Source organism: Stenotrophomonas sp. YJH_SMC_138 (genome assembly GCF_059369855.1).
Map to the genome: position 1 here is coordinate 177,085 of NZ_JCAFTB010000009.1, position 19,057 is coordinate 196,141.

General features: G+C 67.9%; 15 protein-coding genes and 1 riboswitch. Of the genes, 9 read left to right on the plus strand and 6 right to left on the minus strand.

The window, feature by feature from the left end:
* Positions 1-44 precede the first annotated feature (44 nt).
* Complete coding sequence (locus AC5P7I_RS17840; RefSeq protein WP_032962241.1) at positions 45-1,208, minus strand: acyl-CoA dehydrogenase family protein; 1,164 nt, start codon at positions 1,206-1,208, stop codon at positions 45-47.
* Between the two features lie 257 nt (positions 1,209-1,465).
* On the opposite strand from AC5P7I_RS17840, the gene AC5P7I_RS17845 reads away from it, so the two are divergent.
* Together AC5P7I_RS17845 and AC5P7I_RS17850 are read left to right on the plus strand one after the other, a co-directional pair.
* A complete protein-coding gene (locus tag AC5P7I_RS17845; protein ID WP_262087926.1) occupies positions 1,466-3,142 on the plus strand; it encodes an electron transfer flavoprotein-ubiquinone oxidoreductase in 1,677 nt (558 codons plus the stop codon).
* 65 nt (positions 3,143-3,207) lie between these two features.
* Positions 3,208-3,609 carry a c-type cytochrome gene (locus AC5P7I_RS17850; RefSeq protein WP_014645538.1) on the plus strand — a complete coding sequence of 134 codons (402 nt, stop codon included), beginning with the start codon at positions 3,208-3,210 and terminating at the stop codon, positions 3,607-3,609.
* On the opposite strand, the gene AC5P7I_RS17855 is transcribed toward AC5P7I_RS17850, so the two are convergent.
* Positions 3,603-7,202, minus strand: coding sequence for an ATP-binding protein (locus tag AC5P7I_RS17855; protein ID WP_262087925.1), 3,600 nt, complete (start codon positions 7,200-7,202; stop codon positions 3,603-3,605). The genes AC5P7I_RS17850 and AC5P7I_RS17855 overlap by 7 nt on opposite strands.
* A 75-nt stretch (positions 7,203-7,277) precedes the next feature.
* Here AC5P7I_RS17855 and AC5P7I_RS17860 point away from each other — a divergent pair, with 75 nt between their 5' ends.
* From AC5P7I_RS17860 to pnuC, 7 genes are all read left to right on the plus strand, one after another.
* The gene (locus tag AC5P7I_RS17860; RefSeq protein ID WP_014035550.1) at positions 7,278-7,916 is read left to right on the plus strand and encodes a response regulator; all 639 of its coding nucleotides are present in this window, start codon (positions 7,278-7,280) and stop codon (positions 7,914-7,916) included.
* Positions 7,917-8,292: 376 nt separating this feature from the next.
* On the plus strand, positions 8,293-9,063 hold the full coding sequence (locus AC5P7I_RS17865; protein ID WP_262087924.1) for a hypothetical protein: 771 nt from the start codon (positions 8,293-8,295) through the stop codon (positions 9,061-9,063).
* Positions 9,064-9,175: 112 nt separating this feature from the next.
* Complete coding sequence (locus tag AC5P7I_RS17870) at positions 9,176-11,164, plus strand: peptidoglycan-binding protein (RefSeq protein WP_032959398.1); 1,989 nt, start codon at positions 9,176-9,178, stop codon at positions 11,162-11,164.
* A gap of 247 nt (positions 11,165-11,411) precedes the next feature.
* A complete protein-coding gene (locus AC5P7I_RS17875) occupies positions 11,412-11,819 on the plus strand; it encodes a glycine zipper 2TM domain-containing protein (RefSeq protein WP_014645533.1) in 408 nt (135 codons plus the stop codon).
* 121 nt (positions 11,820-11,940) lie between these two features.
* The gene (locus AC5P7I_RS17880) at positions 11,941-13,065 is read left to right on the plus strand and encodes a phosphotransferase enzyme family protein (RefSeq protein ID WP_262087923.1); all 1,125 of its coding nucleotides are present in this window, start codon (positions 11,941-11,943) and stop codon (positions 13,063-13,065) included.
* A gap of 98 nt (positions 13,066-13,163) precedes the next feature.
* Positions 13,164-13,259, plus strand: a riboswitch (TPP riboswitch).
* A gap of 70 nt (positions 13,260-13,329) precedes the next feature.
* Positions 13,330-15,519, plus strand: coding sequence for a TonB-dependent receptor (locus AC5P7I_RS17885; protein WP_262087922.1), 2,190 nt, complete (start codon positions 13,330-13,332; stop codon positions 15,517-15,519).
* Between the two features lie 8 nt (positions 15,520-15,527).
* Positions 15,528-16,097 (plus strand): nicotinamide riboside transporter PnuC, encoded by a 570-nt coding sequence (pnuC, locus tag AC5P7I_RS17890; RefSeq protein ID WP_046427881.1) that lies wholly within the window; start codon positions 15,528-15,530, stop codon positions 16,095-16,097.
* A 104-nt stretch (positions 16,098-16,201) separates the two neighbouring features.
* Here pnuC and AC5P7I_RS17895 read toward each other — a convergent pair whose 3' ends face one another.
* From AC5P7I_RS17895 to AC5P7I_RS17910, 4 genes are all read right to left on the minus strand, one after another.
* On the minus strand, positions 16,202-16,618 hold the full coding sequence (locus AC5P7I_RS17895) for a hypothetical protein (protein ID WP_262087921.1): 417 nt from the start codon (positions 16,616-16,618) through the stop codon (positions 16,202-16,204).
* Between the two features lie 86 nt (positions 16,619-16,704).
* Complete coding sequence (locus tag AC5P7I_RS17900; RefSeq protein ID WP_262087920.1) at positions 16,705-17,679, minus strand: Dyp-type peroxidase; 975 nt, start codon at positions 17,677-17,679, stop codon at positions 16,705-16,707.
* A gap of 123 nt (positions 17,680-17,802) precedes the next feature.
* The gene (locus tag AC5P7I_RS17905) at positions 17,803-18,171 is read right to left on the minus strand and encodes a VOC family protein (RefSeq protein ID WP_032959386.1); all 369 of its coding nucleotides are present in this window, start codon (positions 18,169-18,171) and stop codon (positions 17,803-17,805) included.
* Between the two features lie 68 nt (positions 18,172-18,239).
* On the minus strand, positions 18,240-19,007 hold the full coding sequence (locus AC5P7I_RS17910; RefSeq protein WP_142235518.1) for a helix-turn-helix transcriptional regulator: 768 nt from the start codon (positions 19,005-19,007) through the stop codon (positions 18,240-18,242).
* Between the last annotated feature and the right edge of the window lie 50 nt (positions 19,008-19,057).

The window sequence follows — 19,057 nt, forward strand, 5'->3', positions numbered from 1 at the left end:
GGAAAGATGTGCCAACCAAGGTTGGCACCCACCGGAACCAGGTTTCAGAACGCGTTGATGCCGGTCAGTTCGCGGCCGATCACCAGCTGGTGCACGGTCTCGGTGCCTTCATAGGTGATCACCGATTCCAGGTTCAGTGCATGCCGGATCGCCACGTGTTCGGTGGTGATGCCGGCCCCACCCAGCAGATCGCGACATTCGCGGGCGATGTCGATCGCCATGCGGCAGTTGTTCCATTTGGCCAGGCTGACCTGCTGCGGCTGCAGCTGCCCGGCTTCCTTCAGGCGGCCCAGCTGCAGCGCCAGCAGCTGCGCGGTGGTGATGCGGCGGGCCATTTCCGCCAGCTTGATCTGCGCGCTCTGGGTGGCGGCCAGCGGGCGGCCGAACAGCACGCGCTCCTTGGCGTAGCCCAGCGCTTCATCCAGGCAGGCGATGGCCGCGCCGATCGGGCCCCAGCTGATGCCGTAGCGGGCCTGGGTCAGGCAGCCCAGCGGCCCCTTCAGGCCCTTCACGTTCGGCAGGCGGTGGCTGTCGGGCACGCGCACGTCATCGAAGAACAGCGCGCCGGTCAGCGACGCGCGCAGGCTCATCTTGTGCTTGATCTCCTGCGTGGTGAAGCCGGCCATGCCCTTCTCCAGCACGAAGCCCTGGATGCCGTCCTCGGTCTGCGCCCAGACGATGGCCAAGTCGGCCACCGGGCCGCTGGTGATCCACATCTTGCTGCCGCTGATGCGCCAGTCGCTGCCGTCGCGCACCGCGCGGGTCTTCATGCTGGCCGGATCGGAACCGCCGTGCGCCTCGGTCAGGCCGAAACAGCCGATCAGTTCGCCGCGTGCCATCGCCGGCAGCCACTGTTGGCGCTGTTCCTCGCTGCCGTAAGCGTAGATCGGGTACATGCACAGCGAGCTCTGCACCGAGACGAAGCTGCGCAGGCCCGAATCGCCGCGCTCCAGCTCCTGGCAGATCAAGCCATAGCTGACCGCACCCAGATCACCGCCGCCGTATTCGGCCGGCAGGGTGGCGCCCAGCAGGCCCAGCGAGGCGATCTCCGGCACCAGTTCAGAGGGGAAACGGGCCTGGTCGAAGGCATCGCCGATGATCGGCAGCACGCGCTCGTTGGTGAAGCGGGCGACGCTCTCCTGCACCGCGCGCTCTTCCTCATTGAGCAGGGAACGGACATCGAACAGATCGTACGGATGCAAAGCCATGGCACTCACGCGCAGTCAGGACCCGGCCATTGTCGGTCATCCGGGCAGAGCGTGCCGACCAGGGTCGGCACCCACCCGGGCCGCAGCCTTACGCTGCACCGCAGCAATCGTGACGTGAACATCGGCGATCTAGCTCGATCACGCGCGGCCCGGTACCCTGACACATTCAAACAACCGTTTCGCTCGTGGCTGCACGCGCGATTCCCAGGCACCGCCGGTGGCCCCGATGCCGGCCCTACCCACGAGTCATGCAATCGATGAGCGCTGAAGCCAACGCCCTGCCCCCGCGTGAAGTAATGGAATTCGACGTGGTGATCGTCGGCGCCGGCCCCGCCGGCCTGGCCACCGCGATCCGCCTGCGCCAGCGCGCGATCGAGGCCGGCCGCGAGTTGTCGGTGTGCGTGCTGGAGAAGGGGTCCGAACCAGGCGCGCACGTGCTGTCTGGTGCGGTGATGGATCCGCGCGCGCTGACCGAGCTGTTCCCGGACTGGGCCGAGCGCGGCGCACCGCTGAAGCAGAAGGTCACCCGTGACGAATTCCTGTTCCTCAGCGAAACCGGCGCGCGCAGCACGCCCAACGCGCTGCTGCCGGAGTGCTTCCACAACGAAGGCAACTACATCATCAGCCTGGGCGAAGTGACCCGCTGGCTGGCGCAGCAGGCCGAGGCGCTGGAAGTGGCGATCTTCCCCGGCTTCGCCGCAGCCGAGGTGCTGTACGGCGACAACGGTGAAGTGATCGGCGTGGCCACCGGCGACATGGGTATCGAGAAGGATGGCAGCATCGGCCCGGCGTTCGAGCGCGGCATGGCGCTGCAGGCGAAATACACGATCTTCGCCGAAGGCGCGCGCGGCCATCTCGGCCGCCAGTTGATCGCGCGTTACACGCTGGACGAAGGCAAGGACCCGCAGGCCTACGGCATCGGCATCAAGGAGCTGTGGCAGATCGACCCGTCCCGGCATGAGCCGGGTCTGGTGGTTCACGCCGCCGGCTGGCCGCTGGACAGCGACACCTACGGCGGCGCGTTCCTGTACCACGCCGACGGCGGCAAGGTCGCCATCGGCTACGTGGTCGGCCTGGACTACAGGAACCCGTGGCTGAGCCCATTCGAAGAGTTCCAGCGCTTCAAGACCCATCCGTCCATCCGCAAGCATCTGGAAGGCGGTACCCGCATCGGTTACGGCGCGCGTGCGATCACCGCCGGTGGCCTGCTGTCGCTGCCGAAGACGGTGTTCCCGGGCGGTGCACTGGTCGGCTGCGAGGCCGGCTACCTCAACGCCAGCCGCATCAAGGGCAGCCATGCCGCGATCAAGACCGGCATGCTGTGCGCCGACGCCGCGTTCGACGCGCTGGCCGCCGACCGCCAGCACGATGAACTGAGCGCCTACCCGAAGGCGTTCGAAGCCAGCTGGCTGTTCACCGAACTGCAGCAGGCCAAGAACTTCAAGCAGTGGTTCAAGAAGGGCCAGACCGTGGCCACGCTGATGACCGGCGTCGAGCAGTGGCTGCTGCCGAAGCTGGGCGTGCGCAACCCGCCGTGGACCCTGCACCGCACGCAGCCGGATCATGCCTGCCTGGAACCGGCCGCCAAGCACACCCGCATCGCCTACCCGAAGCCGGATGGGGTGCTGACCTTCGACCGCCTCAGCTCGGTGTTCCTGAGCAGCACCAACCACGACGAGAACCAGCCCAGCCACCTGACGCTGAAGGACCCCAGCATTCCGGTGAAGCTGAACCTGGCCGAGTACGCAGGCCCGGAAGCCCGCTATTGCCCGGCCGGTGTGTACGAGTTCGTTGGCGAAGCCGACAACGCGCGCCTGCAGATCAACGCGCAGAACTGCGTGCACTGCAAGACCTGCGACATCAAGGATCCGACCCAGAACATCGTCTGGGTGACCCCGCAGGGCGGCGGCGGCCCGAACTACTCGGGCATGTGATCGCCCCGGGCTGCGACCGTGTGTCGCAGCCCGACCGCTCCACCGCACCGCTATCCTGCCCACCCATGCGTGCCTGCCGCCTGCTCACCGCCGTTGCCGTGGCCCTGCTTGCCACGGCCTGCCAGCGCCCGCCCGCGGTGCCGGCCACGCCCGAACAGGCCCGGCAGCAGGCCATGCAGCGCGCGTTCGAACTGTGTGCCGGCTGCCACACCGTGCAGCCCGGTGGCATCCACCGCTTCGGACCCAACCTGCACGGCGTGATCGGCCGCCGCGCCGGCAGCCTGCCCGACTATGGGTATTCCGACGGCATGCGCCGCGCCGACATCACCTGGACCGCACAGACGCTGGATACCTTCCTGCAGTCACCCACGCACCTGGTGCCGGGCACCCGCATGTACAACGCCTTCCCCAGCGCAGAACGCCGCGCCCTGGTGATCGCCTACCTGCAGCAGCAGTCGGCTCAGTGAGCCAGGCGCTGCAGTTGTTGCTGCAGCCGCGCCACGAACGTTGTTACGGTGGCGAACAACGGCGCCGTATCGGCCTCTGCCGCATCCTGCAGGCGCTCGACCAGCGCATTGGCCTGCTGGGCCAGTGCCGTGGCCCCGATCGCCCCGAGCCCGCCGGCCTGGCGATGCAGGTGCAGCGCCGCAGCCTGGCGGTCGCCAGCCTGCACGGCGCGCTGCACGGCGGCCAGGTCACCCTCGCTGGCCTGCAACAGGCTGTCGCGCAGCTGCTCGGCCACCACGCGCGAGCCGAAGCGCTGCTGCAGGGTGGCCAGATCAGGCAATGCTTCACCGTCGTCGGCGGCAACCTCCGGCACCGGCACCTCGAACGACTGGCCCTGGGCCTGCGGCAGCCAGCGCAGCAGCGCCGCACGCAGCGTGGCCAGCGACAGCGGCTTGGCCAGTACCTCGTCCATGCCGGCCTCGCGGCAGCGGCGCGCATCGTCGTCCAGCACGCTGGCGGTCAGCGCCAGCACCGTCAGCCGCGGCTGGCCGGTACGGCCCTCGCGTTCGCGCAGCAGGCGGGTGAAGCCAAATCCATCGAGTACCGGCATGCGGCAGTCGGTGATCACCAGGTCGAAGCTCTCCGACGACAGGCGATCCAGCGCCTGCTGGCCATCGCCCAGCAGCACATGGGGCACGCCCAGCTGCTGCAGCCGCCACGCCATCATCGCCTGGTTGGTCGGGTGGTCCTCGATCACCAGCACCCGCGCCTGGCGCAGCGCGGCGGGCAGCAGCGCGGACTGGTCCTGCTCGGCCAGCAGTGCCGCCGCGTCCTCGCTGCCGGCCTCCACCAGCGATACCCGCACTTCGGCGCGGGTTCCTTCGCCCAGCGTGCTGTGCAGGGTCAATTCGCCCTGCATCATCTGCACCAGTCGCTGGCAGATGCTCAAGCCCAGGCCAGTGCCGCCGTGGTCACGCTGGATGTAGGCACCGGCCTGCGTAAAGGGCGCGAACAGGTGCTGCAGTTGTTCCGGTGCGATGCCGATGCCGGTGTCGGTAACGCTCAGGCACAGCGGTTGCACGCCGTCTTCGCTGGTCGGCCCCAGCACCTCCAGCTGCAGGCGCACCTCGCCCTGTGCGGTGAACTTGATGGCATTGCTGAGCAGGTTGAACACGATCTGGCGCAGCCGCACGCCGTCCACTTCGTGGGCCGGCGCCAGCTCGGGATCGATCTGCACGTGCAGCGCCAGGCCACGCGCGCTGGCCTGGGCCGACAGCAGGCGGCACACGCTCTCCAGCAGGGGCCGCAGCGGTTGCGGCACCGGTTCCAGGCGCAACGCCCCTGCTTCCAGCCGCGAGTAATCGAGGATGTCATCGAGGATCTGCCGCAGCATCTGGGCCGAATCCTCGATAACGCCGAGGATGCGCTGCTGTTCGCTGTCCAGCGGTGAGTGCGCCAGCACCTCCAGCATCCCCAGCACGCCACTCATCGGCGTGCGGATCTCATGGCTCATCGTGGCCAGGAAGCGCGATTTGGCCTCGGCGGCCTGCTCGGCGTCCGCCTTCGCCGCCGCCAGGGCATCGGCCTGCATCCGCGCTTCGCTCACGTCCACCCAGTAACCGCTCCAGATCACCGCGCCCTCTTCGGCGGCATAGGGGTGGGCCTGGCTGCGCACCCAGCGCACGCCCTCCCCATCGCTGCGCAGGCGGAACTCCAGGATCAATGGGGCGAACTGGCGCGCGGCCTGCTCGATGGAGTGCAGGATGTGCGCGCGGTCCTCTTCCTCGATGCGTTCCAGCAACACCCTCGCATCCTGTTCGGCCTGCTGCCGTGTAATGCCGAACAACGCAGGCAGGTCACCGGCGATGAACGGGAAGCTGAGCGCGCCATCGGCGCCGCGACGCGCCTGATAGACCACTGCAGGCAGGTTGTCGGTCACCTCGGCCAGACGCTGCTCCAGCTGGCGACGTCCTGCCACCTCGCGGCGCAGCCGCCAATGGCCGACGCCATGTACCAGCAGCGCGGTCAGCAGCACCAGCAGCACCGGCACGCCCCACCGCAGCACCTTGTTCCAGTCGACACCGTTGCGGTACTCCACCCCCAGCCAGGCATTGCGCAGGGCCTCGCGCTTGCGTGGGGTCATCTGCAGCAGCAGGCGATCGAAGGTGGTAGCCAGTGCCGCGTGGCGGCGGTCCACAGCCAGCACCAGCTGGTCGTTGAAGCCGGCCGGTGCCGCCACCTGCAGCCGCCCCGGGAAACGGCTGCGCAGCAGGTGATCGACCACGGCAAGGTTGCCGATGTACGCATCGGCGTCGCCAGCGAGCAGGCGCTGCAGCGACTGTTCGGCGCTGCGTGCAGCGATGATCCGCGCCTGCGGTGCCTGCTGCAGCACGTAGCCGCGCACACGCTCCGGGTCGGACAGCAGCACGCGCTTGCCCTGCAGGTCAGCCAGGCCCAGTAGCGACTCGCCATCGCTCCTGACCACAATCACGTTCGGCACGCTGATGAAGGGCTGGCTGAACACCCAGTCCGGGCCCAGGTACCGTGAATCGACAGGAATGCCCATCACCGCCTGCAGCTCACCGCGGCGGGCCTTCTCGCGCACCTCGTACCAGTCGTGGCTGTCCTCGACCTGCAGGTTGGCACCGGCCTGCATCAGGCGCTGCAGGTATTCGCTGGCCAGCCCGCTGGGCCGGCCATCCTCGCCGGTGAACGACAGTGGCGCGGCATTCGGGGCGAAACCGATCTTCAACGGCTGCTCCAGCACGCGCTTCTCGGCCTGGCTCAGCGCCAGCTGCGCCGATGCCGACCAGTGCGGCGGTGGCAGCCATCGTTGTGCGAGGGCATCACGCTGGGCCTGGCTGGTGGCCGCCAGCGCCAGGTCCAGGGCTTCAGCCAGGGGTTGCTTGCTGTTGGGAATGCCGAAGTGCAGCCGTTCAGGGGGCAGGTCGCTGGGCCGCAACAGCGCCACGCCCTGCAGGCGCCGGCTGGCAATCAGCTCGGTGGCGACAAAGGCATTGCCGATGTAGACGTCGGCCTTGTCGTCTCTGACCATCTGCAATGCGCTCAACGTGTCGTTTACGACAAGCTGGCGGGCACGCGGGAATCGGGCGCGCACCTGCGGACCGGTCAGGAAATCCTGCTCGATCACCACCCGCAGACCCTCCAGGTCGGGCATGTCGGAGGCACGCAGGTCGTCCGGCCGGCCCACCAGGGCCAGCGGCGCTTCGCTGTAGGCCGCGGTATAGACCATGCAGCGGGTGCGGTCGGCACTGAGGCCGACATTCATCACCACGTCGATCTCGCCACGACATGCCGCATCCAGCACGGATGTCCAGTCCGGATAGCGGCGCGCCTCGACCTTCATGCCGAGCTGGCGTGCAAGATGCGACAGGTAGTCCGGTCCCAGACCGACCTGCTGGCCGTCACGGAGGGACTCGAAGGGCGGCCAACCGCTGTCATACTGCCCGACAACGATGGTCGGATGCGCCACCAGGTATTCGCGCTGCAACGGGCTGAGCGGCAGCAGCCCAGGGGCCGGCTGTGCCTGGGCCACGGGCAGGGCCAGCACCGCCAGCAGCAGGAGCAGCCCGCGAACAGCCCACCTACGCATCTGCGTCGATCTCCTAGAATCCTGCCAGGGACCGCGATGGTCGCGGCCCGGCGTGCCCGATGGCCATACTAGAGCATGAGCTTGCGCATCATCATCGCAGACGATCACCCGGTGGTCCGCATCGGTACCCGCGCCGTCATCGAGTCGAGCGGCGTGGGCCGCGTAGTCGGCGAGGCCGACAGCGCGCAGGCGCTGATGACCCTGCTCGCCAACCAGCCCTGTGACCTGCTGGTCACCGACTACTCCATGCCGGGCAGCCCGCAGGCCGATGGCTTCGCCATGATCGGCATGATCCGCCGCCGGCATCCGGACCTGCCGGTGCTGATGCTCAGCGTCTCCAGCAACCTGGCGATCCTGCGCATGGTGCTCGACAGTGGCGTGCTCGGTCTGGTCGACAAGAGTTCGTCAATGGACGAGCTGCCGCAGGCCATCCAGTCGGTGTACCGCGGCCAGCCCTACATCAGCCGCAGCCTGCGCGAGCGGGTGGACGCGGCCGGCAGCTGGCGCATGCGCGAGGGCGACGGCAAGCCGTTGTCACCACGCGAAGTGGAGGTGCTGCGACTGCTCGGCACCGGCATGACGGTGAAGGAGATTTCGCTGCAGCTGCACAAGAGCGTCAGCACCATCAGCCGGCAGAAGGGCGACGCCATGCTCAAGCTGGGGCTGAAGGGCGACGCCGAATTGTTCGACTACCTGCGTGACGGCAAGATCTGAGACGCACTTCACATCACAGACCCGGCTGCCGCCCCCCCTCTTTGACGGCCTGCGGATCTGTGCCAAGATGGGCAGGCATGAGTTCTCAATGCGAGGTCGAAGGAATCGACCGGCTCATGTCCTCGCTCCCGTCCGTGGTGGATGGGGTGCGGCTTCCTGCCGGCCGTCTGGCCCGGCAACGCTGACCATGGAGAGGCGCATGCAGTCCCCCCCCGAGCTACGTTGGACCCTGCCGTTGCGGCCCCTGCGCGCATTCGCGGCATGCCTGCTCGTCTCTCTTTCCGCTGCCGCCTGCAGCGCCGCCGATCCGGCCCCCTCGTCCTCCCAGCCTGCGCCTGCGCAGGCTGCCAAAGCGCCCCGACAGGATGTTGCCCCGATGCAGAACCCCTCCCCCGATGCCGCCGTCACCCCGCCCGACGCGCCGACCGTGATGTATTTCATCTACCAGGTGGATGGCGACGGTGCGACGTCCTATGAAGTCCAGAACGGCAGCGTGGCGACCTTCTGGTTCGGCCACCGCTTCACCCTGGACGGCACCACCTACTACACCGGTTTTTCCTGGGACACCCGCGAGCACTACGGCAAGCCGGGCGAACAGCAGCCGGCCGGCCCCGACGACCGCGCCAATCTGGCCGAGGCCACCTTCGTACTGGCCGGCGGCGACGCGAAGAAGCCGTGGAAGTTCCGCGGCCAGGAATGGACCATCGGTGCGCTCGGCGCCTACGACAAGGCTGACGACGTCGATACCCGGCGCAAGCCGATCGAACACCACACCGCCGACGGCCGCCTGCTGCTGGCAGTACCGACCAGCAGCTTCGACCGCGGCATCAACAGCAGCGGTTACGCCCTGCTGCTGTTCAACCCCAAGCGCAGCGAGGACGACCTGGACAGCAAGGTCTGGCGCTACGTCGGCTCGGTGCGCACCGGCGAAGACAACAGCGCGGCCTGCGACGACGGCAACGTGATGCCGTGCACCGACAGCGATGGCGAACTGGCCTTCGTGGCCGATGGCAACGGCCTGCCGCAGCTGACCGTGACCTTCAAGGGCACCACCATCGAAGCCCCGGGCAAGACCCGCGCGCTGGGTGCCGGCGACACCGTGCACTACCGCTTCGACAGCAAGGCCCAGCAGTACATCGCGCCCTGATTTCCATCCGCCGCAGGCGGGTTACCTGTTGACCGACATGTTCTTGACTCACGGATGAGTCCGGTTGGCGATTCGCGGCATCGGCCGCTCCATCAACCCCGAGGAAAACGTCATGGCACAGCATGACTACAGCAAAAAGGAAGTCCTGGACATCGTCGAGCAGGTCGCCCGGCAGAAGGGCATCCCGGTCGATGACTTCATGCGCTTCGCGCACATCGAGACCGGCGGCACCTTCAACGAGCGCGCCCACAACACCTCGACCGGCGCCAAAGGCCTGTTCCAGTTCGTGCCCGGCTCGGCCCGCCAATACCACCTGACCGGCCACGAATTCGACCCGACCCGCAACACCGAAGCCGCCGCGCAGATGTACCAGGACAACCTGGGCTCGATGGCGCGCCGCAATGAGCGCACCGGCCACCCGTACCTGTCCGGCGGCGACACGCCGACCGGCCTGGACCTGTACCTGGCCCACCAGCAGGGCAGCGCCGGCTATGGCTCGGTGCAGACCGCGATCGCCACCGGCACCTTCGGCGTGGTCCGCAACGGCCATGGCGAAGAGATCAACATGCGCCGCAACGTGCTCAACCAGATCGGGTCCGATGCCAAGGCGCTGACCGGCCACACCCTGGCCGAAATGCGTGGCATGAACGACGGCGACCTGGCGCGGACCTTCTCCAGCTACTACATCCACAAGTACGCAGCGATCAGCATCCCGGAAAAGCACATCACGCCGCAGACCGTGGCACCGGGCCAGGCCCAGGCTCCAGGCACACCTGCGCAGACCGCCGCAGTGGGTGCCGCTGCGGCCACGCTGGCGGCGACCGCAACGGCTCCTGCTGCGCCGAAGCCGGGCATCGAACTGCACGCCGCGTACGACGCTGGCGTGAAGTACGACGATGTGAAGTACGCCATCAACATCCCGGGCCACGCGCTGTACGTGCCGGGCAAGACCGGCAAGAACGTGGACCAGGGCTACATCGATTGCTCCGGCTGGGTCGGCACCCTGCAGAACCGGACCATGGACGAGATCAACCAGAAGGCCGGGCACGCTGTCTTCAGCAAGGCCGACCGCATCGACCTGGGCAACCTCGGTTCCGGCGGCATCGTGCACAAGGCCGTCGAACAGTCCGGCGTGCTGCTCGAGCGCGACGCCATCCTCAAGCCCGGTGCGCTGAAGGAAGGCATGGTCATCGGCCTGGATACGGCCAGGACCCGCCACGAGCACTGGAATGGCATCGACCACATCGTGATGGTGGTGCGCGACCCGAACACCGACAAGCTGCTGATCAGCCAGTCCACCGGCAGCAAGGGCGTGCACACCATGCCGGTGGAGGATTACCTCAAGCAGGTGAAGGACCACCCGCACTGGAAGCTGTTCGCGTCGGACCCGTTGTCCAAGGCGCGCGACCTGCTGGAAAGCCGCACCCAATCGCATGAGCAGACCCAGGGCAAGCCTGCGGCCGAACACAAGGCCGCTGCCGCCCCGCACGCCGAGCTGTACAAGCCGGGCGCGCACAGCGAGGGCGTGCGCAAGGTGCAGGAGCAGCTGGGCCACCTCGGCTATGCCGGGGCCGACGGCAAGCCGCTGGCCGAGGACGGCCGCTTCGGCCGCAATACCGAAGCGGCGGTACGCCAGCTGCAGAAGGACAACGGGCTGGTTGCCGACGGCATCGTCGGTGCGAAGACGCTGGATGCGATCAAGGAGGCCCGCGAGCGCCCGCTGCTGAACGACGAGCGGCACCCGCGCAATCCGATGTACCTGCAGGCCACCGAAGGCCTGGAGCGGATGCCGGCGGGCACCTTCAAGGACCGCCACGCGCTGGAAAGCGCCGCAGCGGCCCTGACCAGGGAGGCGCATGCCGCCGGCCTGCAGCGCATCGACGCGGTGGTGCCCAGCCCGAACGGTGAGCGCCTGTTCGCCGTGCAGGGCACGGTCGGTGACCCGGCGGCCAGCCGCGTTGCGGTGGAAACCCGCACCGCCAGCGAGCAGAGCATGGCGCTCAGCAGCGGCGCGGTGCAGGGCGCGCCGAACGTGCTGCACCAGCAGCAGGACGCGCAGCAGGAACAGACCCGCCAGGCGCAGAAGGCCATGGGCGTCTGAGCCCGCAGCGCCTTGCAGACCGGGAGGGGCCGCGCCATGCGCGGCCCTTTCCCTTTCTGCCAGCTGAGCGGTAAAAGCCACTTTCAGCCTTGCTTCATGCCGCCTGACGCTAGATGAATGCGCAAGCCGCCCGGTAGGCCAGGCAATGTTCCGGCAATGTCGGAACGCCAGCGTGGTCTCCACGGCAGCCGGGGCGCCCCGCGCCCTCCCTGCCCAGCGTGGCATGCACCTCACAGGAGAACCGAACATGCTCAGTACTTCCACACTCAGCTTCCGTGGTCTGGCGATGGCCCTGGCACTGGTTGCCGGTGTCGCCGTGGTCAGCGATGCCAGCGCGATGTCGAGGAAGGACAAGCGCACCCTGGTCGGCGCCGTGGTCGGTGGCGTGGCCGGCAACCTGCTGTCCAACGGCGACCCTGCGGCCACCGTCGGCGGTGCCGTGGCCGGCGGCGCGATCGGCAACCTGACCACCTCCGACCGCCGCGACCGCCGTTACTACGACAATCGCCGTTACGACGACCGCTACGATCGCCGTTACGACCGTGGCTACTACCGCAGTGGCTACTACGACCGTGGCGATGACCGCCGCTGGCAGCGTGAGCGCTACTACGACAACCGCTACTACCACGACCGCGGCCGCCATCGCGGCTGGTAAGCAGCGCCGACATACCGATGACGCGGAGACGGGCGGGTCGATGACCCGCCCGTTTGCGTTGGCCACGCGCATGGCGTTGAATGCGCAGCCTTGGATGTGACTTTCCCGATCGGACTGTGGCATGACGTCTTCCTCCCACCGCGTGCAGGGCCTCAACAACGACGAGGTCGCTGCCGACTGGCCACCGATCAGCGCGGCGGACATCGCGTGGCTGAGTACGCGTTACCCGCAGCTGGGCGGGCACAGCCAACCGCGCTGGCACAGCCCGCGGCCGCTGTCTGCCGCCGCCATCGTCGACGGCACGCGCGGCGCGGTGTTCATCAAGCGCCACCACCACAGCGTGCGCAGCGCGACCTGTCTGGAAGAAGAACACCACTTCATCGCCCATCTCGCCGCCGCCGGCGTGCCAGTGGTGCAGGTGCTGCCGGCCACCGATGGCCACACTGCGGTCGAACACGGCGAATGGACGTTTGAACTGCACGATGTCGGCGTGGGCGACGACCTGTATCGCGACGCGGTGTCGTGGTCGCTGTTGACCGATGTCGCGCAGGCCCGCGAAGCAGGGCGCACGCTCGCACAGCTGCACCGTGCCGCCGCCAGCTACCACGCGCCCCAGCGCAGCACCCATCTGCTGGTGGCGCGCGACGACCTGATCCGTGCCGACGATCCGATCGCCGCCATCAAGGCAGGACTGGATGAACGTCCCGGGCTGGCACGCTATCTCGCGCGCATTCCATGGGAAGCACAGCTGCAGCGCGACGTGCTGCCGTGGCACGCCGGCCTGGCCGAGCGCCTGCGCGCCGAGCCCCGGCTGTGGGCGCACAACGACTGGCATGTCTCCAACCTGCTGTGGCGCAACGGCGAGGTCAGCACCGTGCTGGATTTCGGCCTGGCGTCGCCCACCAGCGCGCTGTTCGACCTCGCCACCGCGATCGAGCGCAACGCAGTGGCGTGGCTGGAACTGGAGCGCGGCATGGAGGCAGTGCGCATCGATATCGCGCTGGCCCTGCTCGACGGCTACCGCGAGGTGCTGCCGTTGTCGGCGGCACGCGTGCACCTGCTGGCCGACCTGCTGCCAATGGTCCATTTCGACTTCGCACTGTCCGAAGTGGAGTACTTCGAAGGTGTCACCCGCTCAACCGCGAATGCCGACGTGGCCTGGCAGCCCTTCATGCTGGGCCATCCGGCGTGGTTCCACAGCGCGCCGGGACGGGCACTGCTGCAGGCCCTGCACGCCGTCGCGTGATCCGGTTGACGCAGCGTTGCGGTCAGATCCCTTTCCGCAGGAAAGGGATCTGACCCCGGCTGGCGCTCGCAAATCCGTACCATTTGTAGTGAAATGGTCACCTGAAGCGGGGGTGCCTGGATCTGCCAGGCTGAGAGAGTCCCTTGGAACCTGATCCGGTTTGCACCGGCGTAGGGAGCTTTGAGCCGCAGCCACACCCCCATCATGGGCCGGTGCACCTGCGCGCCGTCGCTTCGTCTCCCTTGTTGTCCGAAGACGAACCGAATGAACCGCTGCCTGCGCCCCACCCTGCTCTCACTCGCCCTCTGCGCCGCGCTGCCGCTGCATGCCAGCGAGGCCGAGGCCACCACCGATGCGGCTGCCACTGGTGCCGAACGCTCGCCGACCGAACTGGCGGCGGTGCGCGTGGAGGCCGGCAAGCCGAAGGCCGATACCTCGCGCGTGAATGCCTTCGGCGGCGGTTCGTGGAAGGACACGCCGGCTTCGGTGAACGTGCTCGAGCGCGACTATCTCGAACGTCGCCAGGTACGTTCGCTGTCCGAGCTGGCCAGCAACGATGCCTCGCTGGGTGATGCGTATGCACCTGTGGGCTACTACCAGAACATCGCCATCCGCGGCTTCGCGCTGGACGCCGCCACCGGCTACCGCTTCAACGGGCTGTCCATCGCCGGCGAGCAACGCCTGGCGCTGGAGAACGTGCAGTCGGTCGAGATCCTCAAGGGTGAAGCCGGCCTGGCGGCAGGGGTGATGGCGCCGGGCGGGATCATCAACTACATCGGCAAGCGCCCGGCTGAAGTACGCACCGCCACGCTCGGCACCGATTCGGAAGGCTCACGCTACGTCGCCGTCGATGTCGGCCACTGGATCACCCCGCGTTTCGGCCTGCGCCTGAATGCCGCATGGGACTCCAGCAATTCCTACGTCGCGCACGCCGATGGCCGCCGCAACTTCTACTCGCTGGCCGCCGACTGGCTGATCGGCGAGCGCGGCAAGCTGGAAGTGGATGCCAACTACCAGACCAGCTCGCAGCGCTCGGTGTCCGGCTACCAGCTGCTGGGCGCGCGTGACCTGCCGCGCGGTGTCGACCGCGAGCACCTGCTCGGCTACCAGCCGTGGCAGCGCCCGGTGGATATCGCCAGCACCAACATCACCGCGCTGCATACCTACGACTTCAACGATGCCTGGCAGTCGCGCGTCTCGGTCGGCCACAGCCGCTCGGTGATCGATGACAACGTCGCCTTCGCCTACGGTTGCTACTACGCCGTGCAGTGCGCCGATGGCAGCGTGCCAGGCAACTACTTCGCACCCAACGGCGACTACGATGTCTACGACTACCGCAGCCCGGACGACACCCGCCGCAACCAGCAGGCCCGTGCCGAGCTGCGTGGCCGCTTCGAGACCGGCAGCGTCGGCCATCAGCTGACCCTCGGTGCCGACTACTTCCGCCGCACCGTGGACAAGCGCCCGAGCGTCAACGAGTACGTCGGCACCAGCAACATCCACGACCCGCAGGTGCCCGTGTTCGAGCCGTCGCCGAAGATGCCCGGCCCCTCCGCACGACGCCTGGACAGCCGCCAGACCGCGTTCTTCGCGCTGGACCGGATGAGCTTTGGCGATGACTGGCAGTGGTTGGCCGGTGGCCGCTTCGTGCGCCTGGACGAGCGTGCCTACGACAAGCGTGGCGTTCCGCAGCGGCACAGCCGCCTGTCGCGGTTCCTGCCGCAGACCGCGGTGGTGTGGAAGGCCACCGATCAGCTCAACGCCTATGCCAGCTACGTGCGCGGCATTTCGCTGGGCCAGGAAGCGCCGTTCTGGACCAGCAATGCCGACACTTTCCTGCCGTCGGTGCAGTCACGGCAGCTGGAAGCAGGCGTGAAGTACGTGCCGGTCGAGGCGCTGACGCTGGGTGCAGCGGTGTTCCGCATCTCGCAGCCGTACCAGTACGCCAGGCCCGACAGCAGCGACGTCGGCTACACCTTCGTCGAGGAAGGCACGCAGACCCACACCGGCCTGGAGCTGACCGCCAACGGCCAGCTGACCGACGCACTGCAGATCGTGGCCAGCGCCAGCGTGCTGCAGGCGCGCGCGCGCGACACCGGCACGCCGGCCTATGAAGGCCATCAGCTGGTGAACGTGCCGAAGGTACGCGCCAGCGTGCACATGGCCTACGCGCTGCCGTTCGTGCAGGGCCTGGACGTGACCGGTGGCTGGCGCTATGCCGGTGCCAACGTGGCACGCGCCGACGGTGGCGTGCGCGCGCCGGACTACTCGGTGTTCGATGCCGGCCTGCGCTTCCAGCATCGCCTGCACGAACGCGCGGTGACCTGGAACCTGTCGGTGGACAACGTATTCAACCGCTTCTACTGGCGCGATACCGGCAGCAGCGGCGGTGACTACTACCTGTTCCCCGGTGCACCGCGACAGGCCCGCCTGTCGGTGACGTTCGCGCTGTGAGCGGCGTGATGCTCGAGTGGACCGCCGCGCTGTGCAGCATCCTCGGCGTCTGGCTGATGGCCAGGCGCCGGCTGTCGGCATGGCCGGTGGGCCTGCTGTCGGTGGCGCTGTATGGCCTGGTGTTCGCCGAGGCCAAGCTGTACTCGGACACCCTGCTGCAGGTCGCCTTCGGTGGCTTCCTGGTCTATGGCTGGCTCAACTGGCGGCAGCACGCCGCCGATGAGGGCAGCATCCGCATCGTGCCACTGGCACGCGGCACGCTGCTGCGCGACCTGGCCTTCGGCCTGTGCGGTGGCGTGGCGCTGGGTGCGGCCATGCACACCTTCACCGATGCCGCGCTGCCCTGGCTGGACGCGATGCTGACCGCGCTGAGCCTGGTCGGCCAGTGGTGGCAGGCACGCCGCCACGTGGCCTGCTGGTGGGTGTGGATCGCGGTGGACGTGGTCTATGTGGGTGCGTACCTGTTCAAGTCGCTGCACGTGACCGCGGCACTGTACGTGTTCTTCCTCGGCCTGGCCGTGTTCGGCCTGCGCGCATGGAGCGCCGCCGCGCGCGAGCCACAGGTGGCAACGCGATAGAGCCACGCCATGCGTGGCCGGGCTACCGGTAGTCGCCAACCTGGGTTGGCGCGCCTGCCGACCAAGGTCGGCATCTACCCACCACATCCACGCATGGCATGGATTTACTTCGGCTCCAGCAACAGGCCCAATCGCAGCGGTTGGCGCATGTCGGCCGGCGGTGCCGCCTGCAACGGCGCGGCCTGCAGCGTCGCGCGCAGGTCGGCGTCGACCTGGGCATCGCCCAGGCTGTCGAATTCCAGTTTCGAAATACGGCCATCCGCCGCGATCCACACGCTCACCGGTAGCGGCGTCGGCGTGTCAGCGTGTGCCTGCAGCCATTCCAGCACGCGCTGTGCCTGCGGATCGTGCTCCTGCTGCAGGCGCTGCTGCAGCTGGCCTCCCACGGAGGCGGCGTAGGCCATCCAGTGCGCAGGGGCTTCCTGCGCGGAAACGCTGGCACTCCCCAGTGCCAACGCGCCGAACACCGCAGCCAGACGCCGCCACCAGCGGCGTAGGCCGGTCCTGTTTGCTGACACCATCGCCTGCCTCCTGCACTCCCATCCAGCGCGCCATGGTCGGCGCCATAGATGACAGGCGGATGGCGGCCGGTGATGGCCCGGCGCGATCACTCGCCCAGGTCGGCCAGCACCTTGCGCGAGGGTGCGAAGAAGGTCACGCCGGTGGTGGCGGTGGAGAAATCAAGGATGCGGTCATGCAGCGGTGCGGGATTGCCGATGAACATGCGCTCGAGCATCTTCTCGATCACCCACAGGCGGCGGGTGTAACCAATGAAGTAGGTGCCGTACTCGCCACGGCCCGGGTTGGCGAACGGCATGTTGTCGCGCAGGATCTCGTGCTCGCCGTCGGCGTCTTCGATGGTGCACAGGGTCTTGTGCGACTTCTGCGCATCCGCCGGCGCGTCATCCAGCTCGATGTTGTCGTGCTTGGTGCGTCCGATGATGGCTTCCTGCGCCTCGGTCTTCTGCGCGCGCCACGCATCGAGGTTGTGCAGGTACTTCTGCACCACCACGTAACTGCCGCCGGCATGTTCCGGGTCTTCCCCACCCACGATCGTGGCTTCCGGCAGCGACAGCCCCTCCGGGTTGGCGGTGCCATCGACGAAGTCGAGCAGGTCGCGGCCATCGAAATAGCGGAAGCCGGCCACGTCATCGACCGCTTCGACCGCATCGCCGAAGGCCATCAGCAGGTTGCGCTCGAAGGCCACGATCAGGTCCATGGTGCGTGCGCGGATGTGGTACAGCAGGTCACCGGGCGTGGACACGGCGGTGTGGGTCGCGCCCTTGATCTCGCGGAACGGTGCCAGCTCGCGTGGCGGCGTGGAGCCTACCAGCGGCTGCCACACGCGATGGCCGATGGCCACGTTGCAGGTAAACGTGCGCTCGATCTCGCGGATGGCGGTGTTCTTGATCAGATCATCGGTGCTGGCCAGCACCTCGCGCGCCTTGGCGATCGACGCCTCGTCATCCTTCACCCTCAGCACCAGGAACGCCGCCGAATGGGTGAGCGGCGCAGTGATCTGCTGCGGCTCGTTGTCGAGCGTGTGGTTGAGGGCGGTGATCGGTGCGGGCTGGGAGTTCACGGCGGTTCCTGCTGGCTTGAGGCGGACGCATCGCGTGTGGCGATGTGCGGGCGATCATAGCGGAACCGCCTGACCGGGGACGGAGCGGTTCTCGTTCCGTCCACCGGCGAAGGTACGAAGACCTCAGTCCACATCACTCCAGACCGCCAGTTCGTAGCCATCCAGATCGCGGAAGTGGAAGCGGCGGCCCCCGGGGAAGGCGAACACCGCCTGCACCACTTCGCCACCGGCGGCGACCACGCGCTGCTGTGCGTCGGCCAGGTCCGCGCAGTACAGGATCACCAGCGGTCCTCCGTGAGCACGCAACGGCGCGTCAGACACGAAGCCGCCCTTCAGCCGGCCATCGTCGAACTCGGTGTAGGACGGACCATAGTCGGTGAACTGCCAGCCGAACACCTCGCCGTAGAAGCGTTTGCTGCGGGCGATGTCGGCGACGTTGAATTCGATGTTGTCGATGCGGCGTTCGGCTTCGTGGGTAGCTTCGTGGCTCATGAGGTTGCTCCGTGATTGGAACCCCAGCTTCGGTCAGCGCGGCACGGCGGTCTTGAACAAAACGGCCATCATTGTCCCCACTCCAGGCGCAGCTCGCTGGCGGTCATGCCAGTCAGCTCGCGCGCCTCGCGGCTGAGATGGGCCTGGTCGGCATAGCCGGCATCAGCGGCCAGCATCGCCAACGAATGCTGTGGCAGCGCGCGACTCTGGCGCAGGAAACGTTGCAGCCGCAGGATCCGCTCCAGCGTCTTGGCGCCGTAGCCGAACTGCGACTGGCTGAAACGCCGCAGGCTGCGCGGGCTCAGGCCCAACTGCGCCGCCAGCGTATCCAGCGTGGCATTACCCGCGGCGAGCGCTTGGAACAGGACATGGGCGCGCTGCGCCGGCGTATCGAGCGCGGCCGCACCCATGTGCTGTTGCAGGCAGTGCGCCATCCGCAGCAGGCGCTGTGCAGGCGCGGTGTCGCCGATGGAGGCCGCCGCCTTGTTCGCCCACGCGCCCTTCAGATCAGCCAGTGGCACGGCCTGGCCGATGATCCCGGCCAAAGGCAGGCCCAGCGCGGCCAATGCCTGGCCGGGGCGGAAGCGTGCGCCCAGCACCTGCGCACCGGGTGCCAGCGCCGGGTGCGCGGCCACACGGTCCGGGCCGACGACGAACAGCGCACCGTCGCGCCAGAGGATATCCACGCAGCCATCGGGCAATACGGTGATGTGCCCATCGGCATCGGCAGGAAGCTGGCTCTGCCACAGCTGGCCAAAGTGGCCGCGCAGCGGCGCAGGCGTCAGATGTTCCTGGTAGGTCGTGCCGGTGCCTGCAAGAGAGGAAGGGTCGCCCATGCCGCATTGTGGCGCCACGGGGCCCATAAAAGTGAAGCCCGGCGCGAGGC

What these genes read in the sequence shown, in the direction of transcription:
- AC5P7I_RS17840 (WP_032962241.1), bottom strand. Translation starts at nt 1,208, where the DNA reads ATGGCTTTGCATCCGTACGATCTGTTCGATGTCCGTTCCCTGCTCAAT.
- AC5P7I_RS17845 (WP_262087926.1), top strand. Translation starts at nt 1,466, where the DNA reads ATGAGCGCTGAAGCCAACGCCCTGCCCCCGCGTGAAGTAATGGAATTC.
- AC5P7I_RS17850 (WP_014645538.1), top strand. Translation starts at nt 3,208, where the DNA reads ATGCGTGCCTGCCGCCTGCTCACCGCCGTTGCCGTGGCCCTGCTTGCC.
- AC5P7I_RS17855 (WP_262087925.1), bottom strand. Translation starts at nt 7,202, where the DNA reads ATGCGTAGGTGGGCTGTTCGCGGGCTGCTCCTGCTGCTGGCGGTGCTG.
- AC5P7I_RS17860 (WP_014035550.1), top strand. Translation starts at nt 7,278, where the DNA reads ATGAGCTTGCGCATCATCATCGCAGACGATCACCCGGTGGTCCGCATC.
- AC5P7I_RS17865 (WP_262087924.1), top strand. Translation starts at nt 8,293, where the DNA reads ATGCAGAACCCCTCCCCCGATGCCGCCGTCACCCCGCCCGACGCGCCG.
- AC5P7I_RS17870 (WP_032959398.1), top strand. Translation starts at nt 9,176, where the DNA reads ATGGCACAGCATGACTACAGCAAAAAGGAAGTCCTGGACATCGTCGAG.
- AC5P7I_RS17875 (WP_014645533.1), top strand. Translation starts at nt 11,412, where the DNA reads ATGCTCAGTACTTCCACACTCAGCTTCCGTGGTCTGGCGATGGCCCTG.
- AC5P7I_RS17880 (WP_262087923.1), top strand. Translation starts at nt 11,941, where the DNA reads ATGACGTCTTCCTCCCACCGCGTGCAGGGCCTCAACAACGACGAGGTC.
- AC5P7I_RS17885 (WP_262087922.1), top strand. Translation starts at nt 13,330, where the DNA reads ATGAACCGCTGCCTGCGCCCCACCCTGCTCTCACTCGCCCTCTGCGCC.
- pnuC (WP_046427881.1), top strand. Translation starts at nt 15,528, where the DNA reads ATGCTCGAGTGGACCGCCGCGCTGTGCAGCATCCTCGGCGTCTGGCTG.
- AC5P7I_RS17895 (WP_262087921.1), bottom strand. Translation starts at nt 16,618, where the DNA reads ATGGTGTCAGCAAACAGGACCGGCCTACGCCGCTGGTGGCGGCGTCTG.
- AC5P7I_RS17905 (WP_032959386.1), bottom strand. Translation starts at nt 18,171, where the DNA reads ATGAGCCACGAAGCTACCCACGAAGCCGAACGCCGCATCGACAACATC.
- AC5P7I_RS17910 (WP_142235518.1), bottom strand. Translation starts at nt 19,007, where the DNA reads ATGGGCGACCCTTCCTCTCTTGCAGGCACCGGCACGACCTACCAGGAA.